This window comes from Rufibacter ruber (assembly GCF_001647275.1).
In the GTDB taxonomy this organism is placed as follows: domain Bacteria; phylum Bacteroidota; class Bacteroidia; order Cytophagales; family Hymenobacteraceae; genus Nibribacter; species Nibribacter ruber_C.
In genome coordinates this window covers 1-24,746 of record NZ_LRMM01000073.1, presented here as the reverse complement: position 1 = coordinate 24,746, position 24,746 = coordinate 1, and the positions used below count along the sequence as shown (strand labels likewise).

Genomic DNA, 24,746 nt, shown 5'->3' with positions numbered 1-24,746 from the left:
TAATGTGAGGCTGCCGCCTCATGGAAGCTGAAAGCTTCCGCCATTATAGGTCCAAGTTGGAAACTTGAACCAGAGAAAGCGGCAAACAAGCAGCAATAAGTAAACAAACAAACAGCAATGAACAATCAACACTTCTGCTGGTGGCACCTCTGTTAATTAGCACTTCTGCCCCTGACTGATGTGCGCAGCACGGGCTCGCCACAGGCTAGCGGGACAGCCACTGTTACCTGCAGAGGCATAGAGAGCTAGAGAAGCTGATCAGGAGAGGAACCCAAACCAGTCCTGGGGGTGAGCGCCTCTGTTAATACGGTGCCGAAGGCAACGCCAAAGGCGTAGTTTTAACAGCAGTGCTCATCGCCAGGACGGGGCCCCGCGGCCGTGAGCGCTTACCGGATACAATGCAACAGCAATGGGATTTCGCACCGGAGCAAACGCCAAAGCCAGGGGAAACAGCAGACCACGTATTCCTAAAATCACGGTACTACGGCAGCGGCACAGCCAAGGGAACAGCAGATTACGCATTGCTATAGGCTGCAGCGGCAAAAATAAAACATTCGCCCCAGTGAGGCCCTGCATCCAACAGCACTGACAAGGAAACGACGCATTCCATCAGCAACACACCAGGAGAACAGCAGAACACGCATTTCAGGCCGCCAGTAAAACACAGCATCAACCGCCACCGACAATAACTTTTTCCTTCACCCCCTACAACCAGCGAAACAGCAAAAGGTGCATTGTAAAAACAAGGGAGCGAGCGCTCCTCCTCCCAGGCAGAACGATGAAAGACAGGAACATTCCGATTCCGGCCTGTTTTCTGAAAAACAGCCCCAAAACGCCCCTCCTTCGCCGCGCCTGAAAAGAACCGGAACCTCTCCCTCCTTCCAACGGTAAAACCATACAACAACTACTGCTTTCCACGTGCCAACAATTCAACGCTCTTTTTTCTTCCTCCTTTTAACACTGCTGGGCTGCGCCAACCCAGACCTGCACACCAGGGGGCTGGTCACCCAGAACGCCATGGTGGTCTCAGCGCACCCCTTGGCCTCTCAGGTAGGCGCTGACATCATGCGGCGCGGCGGAAACGCCATAGACGCCGCCGTGGCCGTGCAGTTTGCCCTGGCGGTGGTGTACCCAGACGCGGGCAACCTGGGCGGAGGCGGCTTTCTGGTGCTGCGGCAACAGGACGGCACCGTGGCCGCGCTGGACTACCGCGAGAAAGCCCCCGCCGCCGCCCACCGCGACCTCTACCTCACGCCCGCGGCGAGGTGATAGAGAACCTCAGCCTCAAAGGCCACCTGGCCGCGGGGGTGCCCGGCACCGTGGACGGCATGGTGCAGGCCCACCAGAAGTACGGGCGCCTGCCGTGGCGGGAACTGGTGCAGCCCGCCATTGCGCTGGCGCCAAGGGCTTTCCGCTGACCCAGAAAGAGGCGAAGAAGCTGAACGGGCAGCGAAAAGACTTCCTGGCCTACAACACCCGCCGGCCCGACTTTATCCTGAAATACCGCTGGCGCGAAGGCGATACCCTGCGCCTTCCCGACCTGGCCCGCACGCTGGAGCGCATCAGAGACCAGGGCCGTGACGGGTTCTACGCCGGGGCCACCGCCCGGCTGTTGGTAGAAGAGATGAAACGCGGCAAAGGCATTATCACCCAGCAAGACCTCACTAACTACCACGCCGTCTGGCGCACCCCGCTGGTGGCCAACGTGGGCGAGTACCAGATCACGGCCATGCCCCCACCCTCCAGCGGCGGCATCGCGCTCATCCAGCTCCTGACCCTGTCGCAAGACTATCCGTTGCGCGAGTGGGGCTGGAACACCGTCAAAACCGCCCATTTAATGGTAGAGGCTGAACGGCGCGTGTACGCAGACCGTTCCAAGCACTTCGGGGACACTGATTTCTATGACATGCCCGTGTACGGCCTCCTGGACACCAGCTACATCAAAAGCCGCCTGAAAGGGTTCTCCCTGCAGAAAGCCACCCCCAGTGAGCAGGTCTCCCCCGGCACGCCGCCCCTGGCGGAACCCATGCACACCACCCACTATTCCATTGTAGACCCGCAGGGGAACGCCGTCTCCGTGACCACCACCCTGAACAGCAGCTTCGGGAATAAGGTGTTTGTGGCCGGGGCCGGCTTTCTGCTCAACAACGAGATGGATGACTTCAGTGTGAAGCCCGGCGTACCCAACAGCTACGGCCTGGTGGGCGAGGAGGCCAACGCCATTGAGCCCGGCAAGCGCATGCTCTCCTCCATGACGCCCACCATTCTGGAGAAAGACGGAAAACTGTTTATGGTCATTGGCGCCATGGGCGGCTCCACCATCACCACCACCGTGTTCCAGATCATTCAGAACGTGACGGTGCACGGCCACACCATGCAGGGCGCCGTGAACGCCGGCCGCTTCCACCACCAATGGAAACCCAACTGGATTCTATCTGAATGGGGTGCGCTGGGCGTGGGCACCGGTTTAAGCCTGTGGTTCAAAGGCCACAAAATTGCCCCTAAAACGGGAGGCATCGGGCGGGCAGCCGGTATTCTGGTACTGCCAGACGGCACGTTGGAAGGCGGCGCTGACCCCAGAGGCGATGATGCGGCGGCGGGATTTTGAGTATCTTTGCACCGCTTATTTATTTAACATATTAAATAAGCTTATGACAGATAGCAAGATCAGCAGAAATCTTATCAATCCTGTCCTACCATCATTCCTTCTGAAACTCCAGCAGATACTCCCCCTTTGAAGGGGGCGAAGGGGGATGTTTACACCAGTCGGTCACGCATACCTGATCACTCCCCTCCCCGGAGGGGTAGGGTGGGTTCAATACGCTTGCCACCGCATTACCGTCTGCTCAAAAGACCTCGTAGCGTCCGGAGGACCTGCGAGCGTCTGCGCCAATAGCCACCGCTCCCCCACACCCCAAGGAAAAAACACCGCAATTGCGTTTTCGGCCTGTTTTCTGAAAAACAGCGAAAACAGGAAAGGGTAAACTGCACCAAAACCTAACGGTTCTGCATCTTAAAAAACAACTTAGAAATGGGAATCAACATCAACCCAGCCACGGCAAAAGAGATGAATGAGACTTTGAGGCTGAAGGCGTGGGCCAGGTACCCAATCATGGGCGGGCCAATGAGCATCCCTACAATCCCGAAAGTCACAATGAGGGAGATGGCCATGCCGGGGGTGTACTTGTCTGAGGTGCCGGCCAGCACATACGTCATGGGAATCACCGAGGCCGTCCCGAAACCCACCATGGAAAAACCGATCATGGCCGGCCAGAACGTGGGGAACAGAATGGCCAGCATGATCCCTGTAAAAATTAGAAACGCGCTGAACACATAGGTGGTGGGCACGCCCAGGGCATCAATGATTTTGTCTGAGATAAACCGGGACAAGGCCATGAACGACATAAAGATGAGGTAGCCGGCGGTAAACACCTCCTCGCCCACCACCTCCTGAAAGTAGATCCCGCTCCAGTCAAACATGCCGCCTTCGCACACCGCTGAAAAGAAGACCAGCAGCCCCAGGTAGAGAATGAACGGGTCTGGTTTCCCAAACCTCACTTTGTTTTTGGCCGGGGCCACATCATGGCGCAGCAGATATTGGTACACCACCACCGTGGCAACCAACGAAATGGCAGAAACTATCAGCAGGTGCGGTACCATCTCCACTTTCAACGAAACCAGCAGGGTGGTGAACGCAATGCCCACAATGCCGCCGGTACTCCACAGCCCGTGAAACGAGCCGTTGATTTTCTTATCTGTCTGCTTCTGCAGGGTAATGGCCTGGGTGTTGATGGCAATGTTGAACACCCGCATGCTCAGCGAGAACATAAACAACACCGCCACCAGCGCCACGGGCGAAGGAGCCAGCCCTATAAAAGCCAGCATAACAGTATTCAGCAGGAACCCCACGGCCAAGGGCTTCCTGGTTTCAAACTTTGACACCAGCCAACCAGACAACGGCAACCCGATCAACGAACTGATGGGCATGCTCAACAGCACCGACCCCAGTTCGGCCTCATTCAGATCCAGGGCAGATTTAATGGTGGGAATGCGGGAGGTCCAGCTGGAAAAGTTAAATCCTGACAGGAAAAAGAAGAGGCTCAACGCAACCCTCTGTTGGTTAAATGACGGCATTGTCTAGAATGAAGGACGCAAATACGTATATTCTGTACGCAATTGAAAAAAGATTTTTCTGAGTGGCTCCTGCTTCCTTTCATCAGGAAATGATCCTATGAAGGAGAAGTGGTATTCTTTGTCAATTTTCATTCCCCAGCGTCCTATCAAGTAGACAAGTATTTCTTCTGCCTTAAAGACCAGTTCAAAAGCTTAATTCTCCTGTTCGTCAGAAAATTTAAAGCAACCGTATTACCATTTTATCTGCTTAAGAGCCTGTTTAAATTTGTCTTTTCTCCGGCCTTGCCCCCCCCTCACCCCCTTCAAAGGGGGACAACCAGAAAGAGTACCAGGCATTAAAGTAACTTCCGCGCCATAGTAAGGCCAACGCAGAAAAGTAAGATGAGCGCTTTGCGTTGGCTGTTTTTCTGGAAACAGCCCCAAAACGCAACGGAAGCTCTACCAATGGCACCTTTCAGTTGTAGTGGAGAATTCTCGCAGCCCCAACCTCCTTCCCAGTGCCTGCGGGAGCGGGCGAAGCAGAAGCCGAAGGCGCCGAGGAGCTTAGCGGGAGCACGGACAGACGGTTCAAAACTGCAGTGGCCACAGAAGCAATGGAACAGAGGACGGCAGCGTGGTGGGAACTTTGAACGAAGCCCCTCCTGTCTGAGAGGCGGCGAGTCAGGGGCTTTTTGATTCTTTGGGTTAGGTTGATCAGCAAGGAGAAATGCGAGAAACCTCAGCAGGGGGAAAATTAAAATGCCTTTGGGCAGGAACGGTGGCGGGAGCAAGTGTCTTCGTTAGATCCTTCGGTAGCTACGCCAGCTCTTTTCGGCTCCCGCCTCAAGAATGTTCAGGAGGACCAAGCGCAAAGAGACCAGGCACCGCCCTGTCTCTTTGCGAAGGCCACACCATATTCTTGGCACAATACCAGTAATGTGTCAAACCCACTCCCTACCCCTCCCAAGAGGGGAATCATCTGGTATGCGTCACAGTCTTTACTAACCTCCACCTACTATGCCTTTATTTTTGAAATACCACCAGAAATAAGATCAGAACAGCGTGGGAGACAAGGCGGTGCCTGGTCTCTACAAAAGAAATGATCAACCTCTTTACGTTCCAGACGGATACAAATCTGGCGGTTCACTCCGGACGGTGATACGCTCTATGGGGTGCAAGGCGCGGGTTTTGTCAAGGAAGATAAACGCATCATACCGTTTAGGGAGGACTGAGGGTACATAGTTGCCCAGATGCTCCAGCTTGGGGTCATACACCACCCCAATTGCCCGGTGGCCTACCGGCCTATTCAGGGCTTTATTAGCCACGAGGTCTTTGGAGAAGATGATTTTATCTGTGGGGCTTAACTGGTGCAGGATCTGCTCCCAGCTGCCCGGTACCGCCGGGGGAACCTCCATGGTTTGGTAGGGGGCGCCCCAACGGCTGGCGGCAATCACGGTGCCTTGGTAAGAGCCAAACCCAACGGCAAACACCTGCTCTTCGCCATATTCCTTGCGTACCAGCTGCCCCACGTTCACCTCGCCCCTATCAGCCATGTCTGTGTAGCGGGCATCGCCCACGTGGGTATTGTGCTCCCAGACAATGGCTTTTGACTCAGGCCCGTGAAACTCCAGCAGGCGCTGCAGGGTCTGCATCATGTGCCGGTCCCTGATGTTCCATGATTCAGAATTGCTGGTCACGGCGGCCCGGTAGTACCGTTCGCCGTTCAGGGCCACCAGCGCATTCTGCTCGGCTACAAACTGGGCCTCACTTTTGGTATTCCCTTCGTTTTGACTCTGCTGCTGAATCTCCCGCCAGAGCCGGCTGGTCTCGGCTCGGCAGTTGGCCGAGGCATTGGCCACGGCCTCTGCGTATTGCATGGCGTCTGCACTGTACGGCTGGAAACACCGGTGCACCTGCCGCGCCGCCTTCACCAGGTCAGGGTTGTTCTTCACATACGGCAGGAGTTCGGTCATAGACTCCCAGAGACAGTAGACGTCCAGCCCAAAGAAGCCTGCTTTCTGGTCTGCGGGTTTGCCCTGGTTCACCGCATTGAGCCAGTGCACCAGCGAGGCCACCTCGTAGTTGCCCCACATCCAGGTGGGCCAGCGGTTGTACTGCTCCAGCAGCGCCACGGCGGCGGCACTGTCTTTGCGCGGGCCTTTGATGAACTGGTTAACGCGGTAAGAATCGGCCCACTCCCCTTCAACGGCCACAAAGTCAAAGCCTTTCTCCTGCATGAGCCGTTTGGTGATAGCCGCCCGCCAGGTATAATACTCAGCGGTGCCGTGCGAGGCTTCGCCCAGCAAGACCACCCGGGCGTCTCCTATCTGCTGGAGCAGCACCTCCAGGTCCTGCTCCGTCCGGAGCGGGTGGTGGGGAATGGTGAGCGTGACCGTTTTGCCAGCCCTACCGGCAGGTGGGTCTCTCCTGCTCTGCCCCGCCACTTCCTGCTGAGGGGTTTGCTTGCAGGCAAAAGTGAACAGGCACAGCATTGACCACAGGAATTGCCAACCGCTATGTCTTTTACTACGTCTCATGCGCCTCCTTCTTTACCTATTCCACTACCTGTTTAAATGCAAAACCAACGCAAGCGGAAAGACCATGTCTTTTCCTGCCTGAATCAACTTGCAGACAGGGTCAGGCCGCTTCCGCTTAAAACAAGGTGCTGTTTATCACCCTATCTGCATCATTCCCAGACCAAAACCACCCCAAGAGGTACGCCCCTGCAGTAGATTGGTTAGTACCAGCACTGGATTTGGGTATTTACCGAAGGCTTATAGAGGAGGCGTTGCGTATTTTCCGTTTGGCTGTTTTTCAGAAAAACAGCCCCAAAACGGCGCAAAGAAGACAAAACGGTATACCGCAGGTATTAAACCGGTTTAATGCCGTAATGCTCCTGCAACACCTTCACAAAGGCTTTCTGGTTGTGAGACCACGGAATATGGCCGCTACCCGGAATGGTGTGCACTTTTGCGGTAGGGAACCGCTGCAGCACGTGTTTTTTGCTGTCGCCAATAATGTCCTGGTCGCCGTAGGCAATGGTCACGTCATAGGCAGGGTGGGCGAACACCGGCAGCTCTGGCGCCGCCACTATCTGCTTGAGGGTTTGGTTGATAGCCTCTGCCCTGATGCACTCCACCTCAAATTTCTCTGGGTGGGATTCCTTGAAACCCCGGCTGAAATTCTCCAGCGCCTGCCAGAAGAAGTGTTTGTACCCGCTGTCACTGCCCAACAGCCCCAGCCCCGCCTGCATGTTCATGTTGAGCCACTCCAGCGTGGTGGTTTTGGCTTTGTTGTAGCGGGCAATCTCCAGCAGGGTGTCTTTCCACTGGGTGCCCGTGCCGGAGGCCGGACTGCAGAGGAACAGGCTTTGGAGGCGCTCCGGGTGCTGCTCTGCGTACAGTTGGGCATACAATCCGCCCCAGCTGTGCCCAAACAAGTGAAATTTCTTCACTTTTAAGAAGTCGGCAATGCGGGTGAGGTCTGAGAGGTACGCCTTTATGGAGTAATCGTGCCCGCTGGTGGGGGACTTCTGGGTGCCACGCTGGTGAAAGGTGATCACTTGAAAGTCACGGCTCAGGAACTCCACCAGGTACGTCATTCCGTCAGGCACCCCCGGGCCACCATGCAGCAAGACAATGGTTTCCTTTCCTGGTTTGGCCTGAATACTGGTAAAAAGCTTTGTGTCTTTGTTGTCTATATGCACCTTCATAGTGAGTGGCGGTCGTTGTCTGGGGTCGTTTCGGCAATTCCCATGGCTGCATCATGCTTCAGCTACGCAAAACCGGTCTGGTTCATACGGATTCTGGCCGGGCAAGGATAAGGACCGCAACCGCAATCCCATGTTTTCATTCCCTCCCCCAGATTCTCTGCTACCTATTCCCCTCCTTCTCTAGCCATACCGCTCAACGTTTTTTTCACCGCTCCCCTGCTCCTGCCCGCGGCGGTTTACAAAACATACAGCGGTGACGGCCTATGCAGGCGTATCCCTTTTACTTCAATCCAACGGGCCGGGCTAACTTTTTATCGGCTGAAGACCTGGCTCACCCTGCGTCTGGGCCCGCCGCAGTTCCAGGGTCTTAAGAGGAGATACCTTCGTTTCTGAATATATCATTTTTCAGGTAGTACCGTACAAATACCTATAGCAACCAAGATCCCTATGAAAACTTCTTTGAAACTCTATACCCTTGGGGCAGGCCTTGCCTTCTTCTCTTTCTTACCCGCCTGCACCCAGCAGGAGAAAAAAGATGCCAGCGTGGAAGTCAATGAAGCCCAAACCGAGTTGGATGCCGCCGGGGAGGAAGCCTCTCATGAACTTAGCGAAGCCGGCAATGAGACCGAAAACGAATTCAACCAGTTCTCTTCCTGGGTTCAGGACAAAACCGCCAAAGCCGAAACCGCCACCGAACAGGAATGGCGGGAGCTGAAAGCCGACTACAAGCGCCGCGAAGCAGAACTGGAGGCCAAAAGCTCTACCTGGGATGAGAAAACCAGACAGGAATGGCAAGAGCTAAAAACCTCCTGGGAGCGCACAGAAGACAAGGCCCAGGCCCGGCTTGGCATCAAAGACGACAATGACTAGAAAGCCGTTTAAAGTTTCCCGGTCTCGGCCATGGGAGGCTCTTGCGCCAGTGACTTAAAAAGAAAACCCAAACAGCTTCCAGGTCACTATTCTACTTATATCCAGGCAATGTTTTCGCCGTACCGGCGAAGGCATTGCCTGTTTTGTTTTGGGCCTGTTTTAGAAAAAACAGGCCCAAAACGGAAGGCACCATTCCCTTCTAAATACGCCCTTACCGTTCCCCCTTCCTGCCGGGCACAAAATGCGGCCTTACCACAACAACCTGGGCAAAGGGATTTGATTCTTGCGTTCAGGGGGAAAGACCAGACGTGATCGCATAACAACAAGGGGGGAAAGGTCTCTTCTGTTTTCGGGCTGTTTTCCTGAAAACAGCCTCAAAACACTTGCTTTCTTTGAACCTGTTTCGCGTTTTCTGCTTCAGTTATACTGAAAGGGTTTGTCTGGCGTAAGTGTCTACTGGAACCAATGTTTAAAAGACATTTCCTGAAGATCAGGTTAATAACCGCTCTCAAACCGCACAGAGCTTAAACGATAAGTTTGTACAGTTTACTTTGGTCTTGATTTACAGAAAAGAGTAGATTCTGGCTTATTGAAACCCAAAACTAACCCTGTAAAAACCAGATATGGGGCACCTGTCATTTCACCTTCTCACAGGAGTAGGTATACGTACGCACACTCCCTTGCGAAGATGTTTGCGTAGCCGGTCTGTTTTCTGAAGTGTAGGTGTATGTATAGGTTCGGGTGTAATTATACGGGGCCGGATTGAAAGAGGCACCAGGCCCTTTCTGAGTTCCTTCCAGCGTAGATTCTGCTACTGTGGTGAGTACGTTGTTAGGGGAAAGATTGAGTAGCACCAGACCCGGGGGCAAGGCGTTCAGGAATTTGTTTTCATAATTGGGGTTCACCTTGTCATCATGGGTAAACGCGAGTTTGAGCACAATGTCATTCTGTATGGTGTTGCCTTGATAAGCCAGTACCCGGTATTCCTGGGAATTGGTTAGATTGCCTTTGGCATTGTAGGTGAATAGATAATCATTGAGCAACAACGGCGTTTGGCCCGTGACCAGCCAGTGCTTGCTCCTGACCAGCTGCTTGGCAGAGTTATAAGTGAAATCGCGCTCTGAGTACAGCATAGGAGCCGCCGCACCCGGGTTTTGAGTTTTGTTGAACCAGGAGACTTTTTGCACCAAGCCGTCAGAATTGTAATCATACACGAATACCTGAGCCGGAAGGCCCTGGGCATCTGGAATGGTGGTGGTACGTATATGCCCCTGCCCGTCATAGTCAAACCTGAAAGCAGTGGCGGACGTCTGTGAATTGACCGTGGCTACTTCTGTGATCTGGGTCACCTGCCCGTTCACGTACTGGATTTCACGTTGGTGAGGCTGACCGGGCGTACCGTTGGTGACCTGCTCTTTTAGTAATTTACAGGCATATACCGGCGCTACAATAGGTTCAGGGGAAACAGGTGCAGGCTCCTCCTTGTCATCTGAACAGCCCATAAAAATTACTAAAAACAAGAAGCCAAACACAGAAGAAAATGCAGATTTTTTCATAGAAGTAGTGGTCATAAATTGGGACCAAAGTACTGTTTTCACTGCAAACTTCTAGCAAACCATCTTTATAAATATGTTAAATAAAGAAACGAAATAGGTTACGGTTTTATCTCACAGATGACAGTTTTCTATTTTTCCAATATTACCGGAAGGCATTCGCAACCCGTTTTTGAAAAACTTCCTATAAGTAACGTTTGCTATTGCTTGGGGCAAGTCCTTTTCAAAGAATATTGCGTGCCATCCTTCGCTGAAAAATGTACCTGCAAAGAACTACCTGGGCTGGAAACCATACTGCCGGAACCCTTCGCCAAGGAAAGGAACAGAACGCGTCTTGGTTTGACCCACGAGCTGTTTTGGGGCTGTTTTTCTGAAAACAGCCCCAAAACAGCCTAGGCGTTGCCGCCTTCAGGCGGATACGGAATGGTGTTGCGGAGTTCCTGAATGCGCTCAGGCTTGAACTTGGGCAGAGGCAGGTCGTTGGCCTGGCGCCACTGCCGTACCTGCTCCTCTGCGCCTGCGTTTTCTCTTCAGATTTTCCGGAGTCGCGCCCCAGGTAGAGGGTCTGCGACGGGAACGCCAACCCAGAGCCGCTGCTGTCAATCACCTCCAGCATGCGCAAGAGCAGGTCTTCCTGCACCTCCAGAAACTCCCCGAAGTCCCGGGTGAGCACATAGCTGAACACCTCCAGGTTAAAGGAAGACGCCCCCACGCCTACAAACCGCACCCGGGCACTCTCCGGGTCAATCTTGGGGTGCGCGTACAGAATGCTCCTCAGTTCTACCAGCAGGTACCTGATCTGCTCAGGGCTGGTGTCACAGCGTATGCCAAAGGTGGGGTGAAACCAGATGCGGTCCCGGTGGGCGAAGTTCTCAATACGCTGCGAAGAAAAGTCACCGTTAGGGATAGTCACCACCGTGCGGTCATTGGTTCTGATACGGGTTGAGCGCATGCCAATCTGCTCTACCGTGCCCACCGTCTCACCCACCTTGCAGAAGTCGCCCACGCGTATGGGCTGGTCGGCAATGAGGGTCACGCTGCCCACAAAGTTCTCTACGGTTTTCTGCGCGCCCAGCGCCAGCGCAATACCGCCTATCCCCAGCGCCGCCAGCCCCGTGGTCACGTCAAACCCCAGCGTGCCCAGCAGGGCAATCACCCCAAACACCACCACGGCTATCTTCAGGCCGCGCCGCAGGAACAACACCGCCGACAGCCCAGCCATGTTCCCGCGCCGGGTGAGGCGCCGCTCCAGAAACTGGGACATGACGTCTAAGAGGCGCCACAGCAGCAGCAGAATGGCCACCATGCCCACCAGCACCGTAATCTGGCTGAACTTCTGCCGCACAATAATGGAGATGCCGGCCTGCTGCCCTACCCACACAAACAGCCAGACCGCCAGATACAGCTGTATGGGCAGGGTAAACGCCCTGATCAGGCCGGCAATGTGTTCCTTGCGGGCATTGCGCCAGCCCAGTTTGAGCAGATACACCACCAGCCGCACCAGCAGCCACGCCACCACATAGGCCAGGGCAGCCAGCAGCAGTAGCGCCAGCCAGTGGCCAATGGGCACCCCCTCCCACTTATTCTCCACCACCACGCCCGGCAGCACCTTGTCTACCAAGGGCTTAGAGGCCTGTTCAATGATAACGGGGATACGCTGCACCGTCTGTGACGAAAACAGCCAGAGGGGTCCACCCTCTGGGCCCTCTATCTTCTCCAGGAACAGGTCAAAAGTCTCACCGTTGACAGAGGCGGTGCCCACCCGTTCCAGGTTGGGGCCCAGGTTGTCATCTACGCGGCCGGTGTACGCGTCACTGATGAGAGAATACGGCACTATTTCCCCACCCTGGTCTAACAGGCGCTGCAGGGCATGCGCCAGCTTGGGCCCCTGCTGGGGCTGTTGCAGGGTGCTGTCCAGGTTCAGGAAGAGGGCTGCCTTCTCATAGTTTTCCTCAGAGATGGCCTTGATAAACCCCTGCACCGTTCCTCTGGGGGTGCGCCGGCCCAGGGAGTCCTGCGGCCAATCGGGCAGTGCCGCTGCCACCGTAGAGTCTGCGGTTGCCTCCTGCGCCCGGGCGGGCAATACCGCTGCCGCGCAAAGCCAGAGCAAAAGCGCCCACCGCAGTGATCTACCTTGTATTTGAACCAATTTGAAAGAAGAAAGGGAATGCACTAGGTCTTTCATGAATGACTATTGACTAACTTAAATCCGGCTACTGTCAGAAACCGGGTGCCCACCAAGGGCCTCACCGGCCGCCGCCCCCTTAAATTACGTGGCTTTTGCCGAAAGGTATTCTGTCATGGCCCCGCGGTCAATGGCAAAGGCATCCGTCAAGGGGGAATTCCTTTGGGCGCTCCCCCTCTTTCCTGGGGTTCAGCGCGACAGAGACTGTTTTCTGTTTCCGGGCTGTTTTTTCAAAAACAGCCCGGAAACAGAAAATCCTGTCCAGAGAAATCAGCCACCCGCTGCCCGTTAGTGCCGCCCTTCCGTCACTTACTCGTCGGCTTGCCTGACACCAGAGGTACCTCCCGTCCTTCACCCAGCGGAGGAGAAAAATGATGAGATTTTTTCTTTTTCTATCGAAATGGACCGTGACTCACCCTGGCATGACGCAAGCGTGCGCCTGGGTCTGCGTTTTGGGGCTACTTTCCCCAAAACAGCCCGGAAACAGAAACTCACTTCCCTTACAGGCACAAGTTCCGCCTGCGCCATAAACAGAATGTATCACGCGAAACAGTTCCTATTCTCTGGAACTGCCGATGAGCCAAAGCCGAAGTAATTCAGAAATTTAATAGTTACGAATAAACTATCGGCTGCTTTTGAGGTCAAAGGGGGAAACGCACCTCCCAGACATGAAATCACCCCTCCTCCCTCTCCTGTTCTTTCTGTTGTCTTTTACCTATGCGCGGGCCCAGGGGGTGGCGGTGACGGGCACGGTGAGCAGCGCACTCTACAAAGAAACGCTGGTGGGAGCCACGGTTCAGCTGGTCCGGCTGCCAGACTCGGTGAGAACCGCCGTGGGCACAGACAAAGAGGGGAACTTCCGTTTTCCGGCGGTGAGCCCGGGCACGTACGCAGTGCTGGTCAACTACCTGGGGCACTCGCCCCTGAGCAAGGCAGTGCAGGTGCAGCAAACGCCCGTGCACCTGGGGCAGTTGGTTTTGCAGCAGGGCGCCACCCTCCTGCAGGAAGTGCAGGTGGTGGGGCAGGTGCCGCCGGGCACCCAGAAGGGAGACACCACCGTGTTCAACGCCGCCGCCTTTAAGGTGGCCGATGACGCCAGCGCCGAAGACCTGGTGACCAAGCTGCCCGGCGTCACCATCACCGACGGCAAAGTGCAGGCCCAGGGCGAAGACGTGCGGCAGGTCTTGGTAGACGGCAAGCGGTTCTTTGGTGAAGACGCCAACACGGCCCTGCGCAACCTGCCCGCCGAAGTGATTGAGAACATTGAGATCTTTGACAAGAAAAGCGACCAGGCCGAGTTCAGCGGCTTTGATGACGGCAACCGCGCCAAAACCATCAATATTGTCACCAAGAAAAACCGCCGCACGGGGCAGTTTGGCAAAGTGGCGGCGGCCGTGGGGCCTGATAAAAAATACATGGCGGGGGCCAGCGTCAACTTTTTTAAAGGGGAGCGCCGGTTTACCGTAAACGGCCTGTTGAACAACATTAACCTGCAGGATTTCTCAGTGGGTGAGGCACCGGGGGGCGGCATGCGCGGCGCCGGGGCAGCGGCGGTGGCGGGGGGGGCCGGTATCACCACCACCAACACCCTGGGGTTTAACTATACAGACCTCTGGGGAAAGAAAATTGAGGTAAGCGGCAATTACAACTACAGCAACAACCGCAACGAGAATAACCGCTTTGTGTTCCGCGATTATCTCAATTCCCAGTACTACGAGCAGGAGAACCGAGACAACAGCTTTAACACCAACCGGGAGGAGAACCACCAGTTCAACTTCAGGTTTGACTACAAGCCCAATGACAGGAACCGGCTCCTGATCAGGCCCCGCATCACGGTGCAGCGCAATGACACCTATTCCACGCTGGTGAGCAGGTCGGTTTATGACAGCAACCCAGACAATGAGGCCTATGACCAAGCCTTGCTGACCACCCGTGACAACTCTTCAAACCAGGAGGCGCTTTCTTACAACCTGAGCAATGACCTTGATTTCAGCCACCGGTTCAACAAACCCGGCCGCACCATCACCCTGGGCCTGAACACTATTAAGACCTTTACAGACGGCGACAACTACCAGCTCACCAATGTCACTGACTATTTGCAGCCCCAGAAAAGCAACTACCTGAACCAGCACATACAAACAGACCGGAACGGCTTTACCTGGCGCGGTAACGTGGCCTTGGGCGAACAGGTGGGCCCCAAGGCGCGGGTGCAGGCGTCTTACAGCATCAGCAACCGGCAGGAAGACTCTGAGCGGCTGGCCTATGACTGGGAAGAAAACGCCTACACCCACCTGAACACCCGCCTGAGCAATGCCTTTGAGAGCGAATACCTGCGGCAACAGGGCAAGGCCACCTACCTTTACAACAGTGACAAACTGCGCGTGCAGCTGGAAACCGTGTACCAGAATGCCAATCTGCAGAACCAGCAGGAGTTCCCGGCCCCCTACCAGATGGACCGCACGTTCCATAATTTTCTACCAGGCGCACAACTGGAATACAAATTCTCCAAAACCAAGAACCTGCAGCTGGACTACAGCACCAACGTAGACGCACCGTCTGTCACGCAACTGCAGGAAGTGGTAGACAACACCAATCCGCTCCGGTTCAGGGTGGGCAATGCCGGCCTGGTGCAGGAATACCGCAACACGGTCAATGTGCGCTACCGCTCGTTTAACCTGGAGACCAACCGCGTGTTCACCTTTTTTGTGAACGCCGCCAGAACAGATGACTACATCACCAACAGCACCACTGAGACCAACCTGGAAAGCGAGCCCCTGCTGGCCGGGTTAAACCCGGGAACGGGCGCGCAGCTCATCAGGCCTGTTAACCTGGACGGCAGCTGGAGCACCCGGGCGTTTATGAGCTTCGGGCAGCCGGTTTCGTTCATTAAGTCCAACGTCAGCGTGAATGGCTCAGTGGGGTACAACAAGACGCCGGGCCTGTTTAACCGTGAGCAGTTCTTCTCTACCTCTACCAATTACGGGTTGGGGGTCTCCCTGAGCAGCAATATTAGCGAGAACGTTGACTTTAACGCTTCTACCCGCTCTAACTACAACGTCATTACCAGTACCCTGCGCAACCGCAACAATAACAACAACTTCTTCACGCAAAACTCCAGCCTGCGGGCTAACCTCAAGTTCTGGCGCGGCGTGATTTACCGCACTGAACTCAGCCACCAGTACAACGCGGGCCTCTCTGGCGGCATCAACCCCCACATCACCCTGCTGAACATGAGCCTCAGCAAACGGGTATTCAAGAGCCAGAAGGGCGAAATCAGCTTAAGCGTGAATGATGTGCTGGGCCAGAATGTGAGCGTGTCCCGCACGCTGTCAGATGCTTTTGTGCAAGACGTGCAGTCTACGGTGCTCCAGCGGTTCTTCCTGCTCACGTTCTCTTACAACATCCGCTCCTTTAACGGGGCCGCCCCCGGCGAAAGGGACCGCACCCGCACCAGAAGAACCCCCGCTGAGGGAATAGACCAGAGCAGCCCCGCCTCTCCCCGCCCTAAACGGCAAGGCGGCGGGCGAAGGAATTAAACAGCTGTAGTAGTTCCTTCTCCCGGCTGGCTACAGACGCCAAACGTCTTTCTGTTTTTGGCCTGTTTTTCAGAAAACAGCCCCAAAACGCAGGCCCAAGCACACGCTGGCGCCATGTCAGAGTCAGTCCCGGTCCATCACCTTAGAAAAGGAAGAACTTTCATCAGCTTCTTTCATAGAAACAAGCCCTCAGGCCGCCACAGCCACCAGTGGGTACTTTTGTGTTAGCCCTGCCCCTGCCACCACTGAGGCGCACTACCTTCTTGGCCATAATTAGCCATAAAAAGTAAGGCCCAGAAGAAACAGGAGGCAGCGCCAATGGCTTTTAGTTTCATCTTCAACAAATGGCTGCCAAGCCAGGACTTGCCCAGGGAAATTAGTGAAGACTGCGTCCTCTTATTGCGGCTCCTCCTCCCCTAACAGGTGAAATAAATACTAGATGGTGGCTGGATCACTGCGGTAATTACGAACAACCGCTCAGATAAATACTGTTTTTCTTCTAAAGTACCATTTTATCTTCCTCAAGGGTGAACAAAGCCCTGTGTCTTTTCCGTAAGGTGCAATCTTAGAGGAGACCTAGAAGGCGAAAGGAAGCGTTGACAGCGGCGAACAGTTACAGACGGTCCAGGCAAAAACTCCAGGCTACAAAGTCGCCGGTGCTGGAAAACACTTTCCCCCAGAGGGGGCACTCTCCCTTCTGCCAGCAGGAACCGTGAACGAGCAGAGCACTGCCCTCCTGCTGAAAACAATGGAGAATCACTTAGCAATAACTTTTTAGACCAACAGATATGGATGCTGCCCTGCGCCAGAACCAGATAAGTGACGTATTTAAAAACTACCAGATTCCCCCGCACTTTCTAGACGAGGTTTTTCAGAATCCAGGAGAGGCGCATCCGCATTACCAGGCCGTCTTCCAACAGTTTCTGGACTTCACCAAAGATGAGTTCAAGGAGCTGAACGAGCACGCCAAGATGTCGTTCTTCAACCAGGGCATCACCTTTTCTGTGTACTCAGAGGAGGCCAAGGGGGTAGAGCGCATTTTCCCGTTTGACCTGTTTCCGCGCATCATTCCTGCCTCCGAGTGGGCCCGGCTGGAGGAAGGCATCATACAGCGGTGCCTGGCCATGAACCTGTTCATTGAAGACATCTACACGAAGCAGCACATCTTGCGCGACAAGGTGGTGCCCGCAGAGCTGATCTTCTCTTCTAAGAACTACCTCAAGGCTATGCTGGACATAAAACCGGTGGGCGGCATCTACAACCACATCTCCGGCACAGACCTGATCAAACACAGAGACGGACAGTACTACGTGCTGGAAGACAACCTGCGCTGCCCCTCAGGCATTAGCTACGTGTTGTCTAACCGGGTGGCCATGAAACGGACGCTCTTCCAGCTGTTCAGGCAGTTCAACGTGAACACCGTGCATGAATATCCGCAGGAACTATTGGCCACCATGCAGTCAGTGGCCCCCAACGGCATTGACGCCCCTACCTGCGTGGTGCTCACGCCGGGGGTCTACAACTCGGCGTATTTTGAGCACGCGTTCCTGGCCCTCACCATGGGCGTGCCGCTGGTAGAAGGCCGTGACCTGTACGTAGAGAAAAACTTTGTGTACATGAAGACCATTAACGGGCCCAAACGGGTAGACGTGGTGTACCGCAGGTTAGATGATGATTTCCTGGACCCCATGACCTTCAAACCAGACTCTATGCTGGGGGTGCCCGGCATCATGGCGGCCTATAAGAAAGGCAATGTGAACCTGTTGAATGCCCCCGGCACCGGCTTCGCCGATGACAAAGCCGTGTACGCCTACGTGCCTGACATTATCCGGTACTACCTTCAACAGGAGCCCATCCTGAACAACGTGCACACCTACCGCTGCGAAAAAGAGGATGACCTGGCCTACGTGCTGGAGAACATGGACCAACTGGTGGTGAAACCCGTAGATGAAAGCGGCGGCTACGGCATCTTGATTGGCAACAAGGCTACCAAGGAACAACTCAGCGAGTTCCGGCACCGGGTCACCGAGAACCGCCGCAAGTACATTGCCCAGCCCATTATGGCGCTGTCTATGCACGCCACGTTCATTGAGGGCGAAGACCAGTTTGAACCCCGCCACGTAGACCTCCGCACCTTCACGCTGCTGGGCAAAGACCGGCAGTTTGTCTTGAAGGGCGGCCTCTCACGGGTGGCGCTCAAAAAAGGGAGTCTCATTGTGAACTCCTCTCAGGGCGGCGGCTCCAAAGACACCTGGGTTTTGATGGACGACGGCACCCACATGGCCATGCACCAGGACAACGGCTCCCAGTCCATGACCCAGAACGGCCAAACCATGACCATGGGCCCCGAAGGCATGACCATGGGTCCTTTGAACCCTGAATAAGGTTTTCTTATCAATTTCCGTTTTTGGCCTGTTTTTGAGAAAACAGCAAACGGAAAACCAGGCAAGGCGTAGCAACAGACCTGTCTGCCCTACTGGAGTTCTGCTCCCGTACAGCCAACAGGGGTTGAAGCCTTGCACAGTGAAAAAGAAACCCTCAGGGATTGCCCTGCCAGAAATCTTTATAAAAATAACCCAGAGCCCCTGCCAACCGCAGGACGCAGAACGCAAGACTCAGAACTTTAACTACCATATGCTTTCAAGAATTGGAAACAGCCTGTTTTGGATGGGGCGCTACATTGAAAGAGCAGAGCACCTGGCCCGGTACAGCCGGGTACAATATGTGTCCTCAGTAGATGCGCCGCTGGGTCAGAACCGGGACTTTGTACTGGAATCAATCCTGGACATGGCGGGCAGCACAGACGCCTACAAAGCCCTGCACCCAGCCCTCGAAGACAACCAGGTCATCAATTACATCACCGTCTCAGAAGAGAACCCTTTCTCGCTGTTAAGCTACATTGGCCGCATCAGGGAGAATGCGCGGGGAGCCCGTGACAGTATCTCTATTGAGTTGTGGGAGGCCATTAACCGGTTTTACCACAAGGTGAACGGTTCTTTGACAGGTGAGCTTCCGGCAGAGGAGATAGAGTTTTTTGCCCGCCGCATTGAGGAGAACAGCTACATCACCAAGGGGTACATAGAAAACACCCTGCTGCACAATGACGTCTGGATGCTGATTTCGCTGGGCATACACCTGGAGCGGGTCATCCAGGTCATCCGGATTCTGCAGACCAAGCTCCATGACATTGAAAAGCTGGAGGCCGCCGGTAAGCAGGAAGGCGCCCTGGAGAATTACCAATGGGCCACCACCCTGGAGAGCACTGAGGGGTTTGACATGTACATGCGCTGCCACAAAACCAGCCCTACCCGTACCCACGTATTAGACTTTCTGCTCTTTGACACCCAGTTCCCCAAATCAGTGGCCTACAGCATGGAGCGCGTGCGTGACTGCATTCAGGGAATTGCGTTTCAGCAGGAGGAGCCCAAAAAGGAGTCCATAGAGTTCATGGCCGGGAAACTGGCCTGCCGGTTCCAGTACCTCACCATTGAAGAGGTGGAAGACCGGGCGGCTCCTTTTCTCAAGCGTACCCTGGATGCGGTCTATGAGCTGGCCCAGCAGTTAGATGTCAAATACCTGAAATACCATTGAGGCCTCCCCAGGCTTTGAGCCCATGAAGACAGTATATGAAGTGGTGTACCAGACCCAGAATAGCTATGAAGAGACGGTAAGGGAAGCCTTCTTCTCGTTTCTGGTGCTGCCCTGCCAGGACCAGACGCAACAGGTACGCACCTGCAGCTTCTCCAACTCCCTGGACGCTGAGGTCTTTCACCACCGCAATCCGTTTGGTTTTGACGTGACCAGCCTGCGCAGCCCCCGCCCCTTTACGCAGTTTGAGTTCTGCATGAGAGCCGTGGTAGAGAAAAGCTTTGCGTTCTTTCCGTACGGCAGCACCATGACCGTGGCTCAGGAACAGGAACAACTGCAGGACCACAGCTTCTACCTGAGCCACCACCTGTTTCTGAGCACCGGGCACTACACCCGCATTGACCCACAGCATTACCCCCAGCTGCTGTTCCGGCAAAAAGACCAGACCGTGTACCAGTATCTGCAACAGCTCAACAACCACCTGTACCAGTTGCTGGAGTTTGACCCCGAGCCTACGCACGTCTGCACCTCGGCCAATGAGGTGCTGCAGCTGGGCCGGGGCGTGTGCCAGGATTTCACGCACCTGTTCATTGGCGTGGCGCGCCTGCACAAGATCCCGTGCCGGTATGTCTCGGGGTACCTGAACCAGGGGCTCAACCTCACCGGCACGGCGGTCATGCACGCCTGGGCTGAGGCCTATATTCCCGGTTTTGGCTGGCAGGGGTTTGACCCTACCAATAATCTGCTCGCAGATGTGCATTACATCAAAGCCGCCCACGGGTCTGACTACAGTGACTGCAGCCCCATCAAAGGCATGCTCAGAACCAACGGGGGGCACACCACCACCTACGGGGTGAAAATCATCCCGCTACCGGAGCCGTATAGCAGCCAGTAAGCTCACCAGTCTGGCGCGGTGTGGTCATATCTGCCTAAGCAGATGCCGCGCCTTCTTCCTTTGTTTTACCGCTTAGTTTTTCCTTATGCAAACGTTCGGCTGTGCCTGTGGCAACAAATTATACTTTGAGAATTCCCAATGCGTTTGCTGTCAGCGCGAAGTGGGGTGGTGCCCGGTGTGCGAAGGCATTCATGCCGTGGAGCCTGACGGGAAAGGCCATTACACCTGCACCAACCCAGACTGCCGGGCCACGCTGGTGAAGTGCTTCAACTACAGCACCTACAACGTCTGTAACCGTTTTGTGGCGGCCTGGAGCCAGCCGCAGCAGAACAACCAGTGCCTCTGCGACTACTGCCAGCTGACCAAGACCATTCCAGACCTGTCAATAGACGGCAACCTATCCAAATGGTACCAGCTGGAGGTGGCCAAGCGCCGCCTCCTGTACCTGCTGGACCGCCTGGGCTTGCCCTATGGCTCCAAAGAGGAACACTTTGAACTGCCGCTTACCTTTGATTTTAAAGAAGATGTGCAACCGTCGCCGGTGCTGGGTTGGATGGGCCTGGGCAGGGAGGAGAAGGTGTACACCGGCCACGCCGATGGTAATATCACCATTAACCTGCGCGAAGCCGACCCCGTGGAGCGGGAGAAGCTGCGCGTAGCCTTTGGGGAGACGCAGCGTACGCTCATTGGGCATTTCAGGCACGAGATTGGGCACTACTACTGGCAGCTGCTCATCCAGAACAAAGACGAAGCGGCGTTCAAGGCCATCTTTGGGGACCATGAACACCCCAGCTATTCAGAGGCCATGGACCACTACTACCAAAACGGCCCCAAGGCCAACTGGGCCAACGCCTACATAAGCGCCTATGCCACCATGCACCCCTGGGAAGACTTTGCCGAAACCTGGGGCACGTACCTGGACATGATTGCCGTGCTGGATACCGCTGAAAACACCGACCTGCTCCACCTTCCTGAAAAGGATTTGGTAGAGGCCCAGCTGGAAACCATCCAGAGCCGCTACACTGAGCTAAGCCTGAAAGTAAACGAGGTGAACCGCGCCCTAGGCCTCCCTGACCTGCTCCCAGAAACCTTCTCCCCTCCCGTGGTGGAGAAGCTCCGCTACATTCACCACCTCATTGCCCGGAACAGAAAAGCGCAATAAACCCGGGGGAAGAGAAAGAAAAGGTTTTCCGTTTTTGGCCTGATTTTCTGAAATCAGCAAACGGAAGTTGACACCACGGTTATCTAGGGCTTGTCCGCGTCAGCGGAAGAGAGCATGTATGGTTGCAGCGGTTCTCCTTCTTCGGCTAGGCCGAATATCTGGCGCAGCTCTTCTCTTTCCCCAACCATCAGCGCCTGTTCCAAAGACCTCGTAGCGTCCGGAGGACCTGCGAGCGTCTGCGCCAGGAACTCCAGCTTCTGATACCTGAACCGCCCTACCCTCACCCTAGCCCTCTCCCAGGGGGAGAGGGAATACGGCTTTTCCGTTTTCGGCCTGTTTTGGCCAAAACAGGTCAAAAACGGAAACTAACTTCTGGACTACCCTGCCAGTTCCTTCGCCAAGAACGGAGCCGTTTTACTCCCGGCCACCTTCGCCACGTCCTCCGGGGTACCGGCCGCTACAATCTGTCCGCCTTCCTCCCCTGCTCCGGGTCCGATGTCAATGACCCAGTCGGAGGCGGCGGCGACGCGCATGGTGTGTTCTACGGCAATGACCGTGTTGCCCGCGTCCACCAGTTTTTCCAGCTGGGCCATGAGTTTCTCCACGTCTGACGGGTGCAGGCCAGTGGTGGGTTCATCCAGGATGTAGAGCGTGTTTCCTCTTGACAGACGCTGGAGTTCGGTGGCTAGTTTGATCCGCTGGGCTTCCCCGCCGGAAAGCTCGGTGGCAGGTTGCCCCAACCGCAGGTAGCCCAAACCTACTTCGCGCAGCACGGTGAGGGCGCGGTGAATGGCGGGTTCTTCATCAAAAAACTCCCAGGCGGCATCTACGGTGAGGTTCAGCACTTCGGCGATGTTGAGGTCGCGGTAGGTGACTTCCAGGGTTTGGGCGTTGTAGCGGGCGCCGTGGCAAACCGGGCAGGGCGCGTACACGCTGGGCAAAAAGAGCAGTTCCACCATCACGAAGCCTTCGCCCTGGCAGTTCTCGCAGCGACCTTTGGCCACGTTGAACGAGAAGCGGCCCGCGTCATAGCGGCGTTTCTTGGCCAGCGGCGTATCGGCGAAGAGTTTGCGTACGTGGTCGAAGAGGCCGGTGTAGGTGGCCATGTTGGAGCGGGGCGTGCGCCCGATGGCTTTCTGGTCCACGCGTACCAGCCGCTTGATCTGCTCCATCCCGCTCACGATTCTTCCGCCCAGGGTCTGCGGGGCGGGGCTTTCCAGTTGATCGGTTTCTTCTTCCTCGGGTTGGATTTCCTGGCCCAGGTGTTCGGCTACCAGTTCTACCAGCACTTGACTCACCAGGCTGCTCTTGCCCGAGCCCGACACGCCCGTGACGGTGGTAAACACGCCCAGCGGAAAGGCCGCACTCAGGTTCTGCAGGTTATTGCGGGTCACGCCGCTCAGTTGGAGCCAGCCGGTGGGCGTGCGGCGCGGGCGCGTGTGCACAGGGGCCGTGCCGAAAAGGTAAGCGGCAGTTTGGGAGTTAGGTACTTCTTGCAACCCCTCGGGCGGACCGCTGTAGAGGATTTCGCCGCCTTTCTCGCCGGCGGCGGGGCCTACGTCCACGAGCCAATCGGCTTGCCGGATAACGTCCAGGTTATGCTCTACCACAAACAACGAATTGCCCGCTTTCTTCAGGTTGGCCAGGGCGGTGAGCAGGGCCACGGTATCTGAGGGGTGCAGGCCCGCCGAGGGTTCGTCCAGCACGTACACCACGCCAAACAGATGCGAGTACAGCTGCGTGGCCAGCCGCAGGCGCTGCAACTCGCCCGGCGACAAGGTAGGCGTGCTTCGTTCCAAAGACAGATACCCGAGGCCCAGATCCAGCAGCACCTGAATGCGCGCGGTCAAATCCTGCGCGATGCGCTGCTTCACGATGAGTTGTTCCGGGTGTCCCGCGTCTTGTTGATTATGGCCTTGAGCGGAGGCCGCCGCGTACGGTTTCAGTAACTCGGCCACCCGTTGCAGGGGCAGGCGCGACAGCTCGGTGATGTCATAGCCCGCGAAGGTGACGGAGAGCGACGCGGGGTTCAGGCGTTTGCCGTGGCAGGTGGGGCAGTCTGTGTGGAGCATGTACTGCAGCACCCGCTTTTTCATCTGGGGGCTGTTGGTGTTGGCGAAGGTATGGAACACGTGCCGCCGGGCGCTGGTAAACGTGCCCATGTAGTTGGGTTCTTCTTTGCGTTGCAGGGCGCGGCGGGTTTGCTCTGGGGTATAGCCGGGGTACACGGGCACCACGGGTTGCTCCTGAGTGAATAAGATCCAGTCGCGGTCTTTCTGGGGCAGCTCGCGCCAGGGTTTGTCTACGTCATAGCCCAGAGTCACCAGGATGTCGCGCTGGTTCTGGCCGCCCCAGGCGGTAGGCCAGGAGGCAATGGCCCGCTCCCTAATGGTAAGCGAAGGGTCTGGCACCATGCTTTCTTCGGTCACGTCATAGATGCGGCCCAGGCCGTGGCAGGTGGGGCACGCGCCCTCGGGGGTATTGGGCGAGAACGCCTCGGCGTAGATGATGCCTTGGCCCGGCGGGTAGTCTCCGGCCCGGCTGTACAGCATGCGCACCAGGTTTGAGAGGGTGGTCACGCTGCCCACGCTGGAGCGGGTGGTGGGCGTGCCGCGTTGCTGTTGCAGGGCCACCGCCGGGGGCAGGCCCTCAATGGCATCTACCTCGGGCACGGCCATCTGGTGGAACAGCCGCCGCGCGTAGGGGCTCACACTCTCCAGGTAGCGGCGCTGGGCCTCGGCGTACAGCGTCCCGAACGCCAGCGACGACTTCCCCGACCCCGACACCCCCGTGAACACCACCAGCGCGTCTCGGGGGATGCTGAGGTCTACGTTCTTCAGGTTATGCTCGCGTGCCCCGCGAACGGTGACGAAGCCGGTAAAATCTTGGTGGGTATTCTTTTGCTGCGGAATTTGGTTTGCCATGGCCGAAATTAGAGAAACTTCCCCTTTAACGGGAAACTCGGCCTAAGTTCACGCAGGCTGTCTTATCTATGTAGTTTCTGTTTTTGGCCTGTTTTCTGGAAAACAGGCCAAAAACGGAATGAAGTAGAACGAACTTAACGGTGGAACTTTCTAGCAACGGCTTGCCTCCTGTTCAACAGACATTCCGTACCTGTTTTTAACAGCATTT

General features: G+C 55.8%; 14 protein-coding genes and 1 pseudogene. 8 read left to right on the top strand and 7 right to left on the bottom strand.

The window, feature by feature from the left end; translation table 11 throughout:
• Positions 1–514: 514 nt before the first annotated feature.
• Entirely contained in the window at positions 515–901 is a 387-nt protein-coding gene (locus A8O25_RS23075; protein WP_153042839.1) for a hypothetical protein, read from the bottom strand.
• A gap of 17 nt (positions 902–918) precedes the next feature.
• On the opposite strand from A8O25_RS23075, the gene A8O25_RS24270 reads away from it, so the two are divergent.
• Entirely contained in the window at positions 919–1,269 is a 351-nt protein-coding gene (locus A8O25_RS24270) for a gamma-glutamyltransferase (RefSeq protein WP_338152771.1), read from the top strand.
• A pseudogene (gene ggt, locus A8O25_RS19330) lies at positions 1,266–2,608 on the top strand (gamma-glutamyltransferase). Before A8O25_RS24270 ends, ggt begins: the two are co-directional and overlap by 4 nt.
• Before the next feature lie 389 nt (positions 2,609–2,997).
• Here ggt and A8O25_RS19325 read toward each other — a convergent pair.
• The 3 genes from A8O25_RS19325 to A8O25_RS19315 all read right to left on the bottom strand — a co-directional run bounded on the left by A8O25_RS19325 (position 2,998) and on the right by A8O25_RS19315 (position 7,825).
• Positions 2,998–4,104: an MFS transporter gene (locus tag A8O25_RS19325; protein WP_241499099.1), complete on the bottom strand. Its 1,107-nt coding sequence runs from the start codon at positions 4,102–4,104 to the stop codon at positions 2,998–3,000.
• A 1,121-nt stretch (positions 4,105–5,225) separates the two neighbouring features.
• Positions 5,226–6,650 (bottom strand): erythromycin esterase family protein, encoded by a 1,425-nt coding sequence (locus tag A8O25_RS19320; RefSeq protein WP_241499098.1) that lies wholly within the window; start codon positions 6,648–6,650, stop codon positions 5,226–5,228.
• A 332-nt stretch (positions 6,651–6,982) separates the two neighbouring features.
• Entirely contained in the window at positions 6,983–7,825 is an 843-nt protein-coding gene (locus A8O25_RS19315) for an alpha/beta fold hydrolase (protein WP_066838548.1), read from the bottom strand.
• A 447-nt stretch (positions 7,826–8,272) separates the two neighbouring features.
• Here A8O25_RS19315 and A8O25_RS19310 point away from each other — a divergent pair, with 447 nt between their 5' ends.
• Positions 8,273–8,695: a hypothetical protein gene (locus A8O25_RS19310; protein ID WP_066838545.1), complete on the top strand. Its 423-nt coding sequence runs from the start codon at positions 8,273–8,275 to the stop codon at positions 8,693–8,695.
• Between the two features lie 635 nt (positions 8,696–9,330).
• Here A8O25_RS19310 and A8O25_RS19305 read toward each other — a convergent pair.
• Positions 9,331–10,251, bottom strand: coding sequence for a hypothetical protein (locus tag A8O25_RS19305; protein WP_153042838.1), 921 nt, complete (start codon positions 10,249–10,251; stop codon positions 9,331–9,333).
• Between the two features lie 220 nt (positions 10,252–10,471).
• A complete protein-coding gene (locus A8O25_RS19300; protein ID WP_241499097.1) occupies positions 10,472–12,433 on the bottom strand; it encodes a mechanosensitive ion channel family protein in 1,962 nt (653 codons plus the stop codon).
• Positions 12,434–13,101: 668 nt separating this feature from the next.
• On the opposite strand from A8O25_RS19300, the gene A8O25_RS19295 reads away from it, so the two are divergent.
• The 5 genes from A8O25_RS19295 to A8O25_RS19275 all read left to right on the top strand — a co-directional run bounded on the left by A8O25_RS19295 (position 13,102) and on the right by A8O25_RS19275 (position 21,614).
• Positions 13,102–15,969, top strand: coding sequence for an outer membrane beta-barrel protein (locus A8O25_RS19295; RefSeq protein ID WP_066838536.1), 2,868 nt, complete (start codon positions 13,102–13,104; stop codon positions 15,967–15,969).
• A 788-nt stretch (positions 15,970–16,757) separates the two neighbouring features.
• Positions 16,758–18,353 (top strand): circularly permuted type 2 ATP-grasp protein, encoded by a 1,596-nt coding sequence (locus A8O25_RS19290; protein WP_066838534.1) that lies wholly within the window; start codon positions 16,758–16,760, stop codon positions 18,351–18,353.
• A 250-nt stretch (positions 18,354–18,603) separates the two neighbouring features.
• Positions 18,604–19,560, top strand: a complete 957-nt coding sequence (locus tag A8O25_RS19285; protein ID WP_066838553.1) for an alpha-E domain-containing protein — start codon at positions 18,604–18,606, stop codon at positions 19,558–19,560.
• A gap of 22 nt (positions 19,561–19,582) precedes the next feature.
• Positions 19,583–20,452 carry a transglutaminase domain-containing protein gene (locus A8O25_RS19280; protein WP_066838531.1) on the top strand — a complete coding sequence of 290 codons (870 nt, stop codon included), beginning with the start codon at positions 19,583–19,585 and terminating at the stop codon, positions 20,450–20,452.
• 85 nt (positions 20,453–20,537) lie between these two features.
• Complete coding sequence (locus A8O25_RS19275; protein WP_066838528.1) at positions 20,538–21,614, top strand: zinc-binding metallopeptidase family protein; 1,077 nt, start codon at positions 20,538–20,540, stop codon at positions 21,612–21,614.
• 377 nt (positions 21,615–21,991) lie between these two features.
• On the opposite strand, the gene uvrA is transcribed toward A8O25_RS19275, so the two are convergent.
• Positions 21,992–24,538, bottom strand: a complete 2,547-nt coding sequence (gene uvrA / locus A8O25_RS19265) for an excinuclease ABC subunit UvrA (RefSeq protein ID WP_066838520.1) — start codon at positions 24,536–24,538, stop codon at positions 21,992–21,994.
• Between the last annotated feature and the right edge of the window lie 208 nt (positions 24,539–24,746).

Bases quoted from the DNA above. Each gene is read 5' to 3' on its own strand.
- A8O25_RS19310 (WP_066838545.1), top strand. From the start codon at position 8,273: ATGAAAACTTCTTTGAAACTCTATACCCTTGGGGCAGGCCTTGCCTTC.
- A8O25_RS19320 (WP_241499098.1), bottom strand. From the start codon at position 6,650: ATGAGACGTAGTAAAAGACATAGCGGTTGGCAATTCCTGTGGTCAATG.
- A8O25_RS19300 (WP_241499097.1), bottom strand. From the start codon at position 12,433: ATGAAAGACCTAGTGCATTCCCTTTCTTCTTTCAAATTGGTTCAAATA.
- A8O25_RS19280 (WP_066838531.1), top strand. From the start codon at position 19,583: ATGAAGACAGTATATGAAGTGGTGTACCAGACCCAGAATAGCTATGAA.
- A8O25_RS19285 (WP_066838553.1), top strand. From the start codon at position 18,604: ATGCTTTCAAGAATTGGAAACAGCCTGTTTTGGATGGGGCGCTACATT.
- A8O25_RS19315 (WP_066838548.1), bottom strand. From the start codon at position 7,825: ATGAAGGTGCATATAGACAACAAAGACACAAAGCTTTTTACCAGTATT.
- A8O25_RS19290 (WP_066838534.1), top strand. From the start codon at position 16,758: ATGGATGCTGCCCTGCGCCAGAACCAGATAAGTGACGTATTTAAAAAC.
- A8O25_RS19295 (WP_066838536.1), top strand. From the start codon at position 13,102: ATGAAATCACCCCTCCTCCCTCTCCTGTTCTTTCTGTTGTCTTTTACC.
- A8O25_RS19305 (WP_153042838.1), bottom strand. From the start codon at position 10,251: ATGAAAAAATCTGCATTTTCTTCTGTGTTTGGCTTCTTGTTTTTAGTA.
- A8O25_RS19275 (WP_066838528.1), top strand. From the start codon at position 20,538: ATGCAAACGTTCGGCTGTGCCTGTGGCAACAAATTATACTTTGAGAAT.
- uvrA (WP_066838520.1), bottom strand. From the start codon at position 24,538: ATGGCAAACCAAATTCCGCAGCAAAAGAATACCCACCAAGATTTTACC.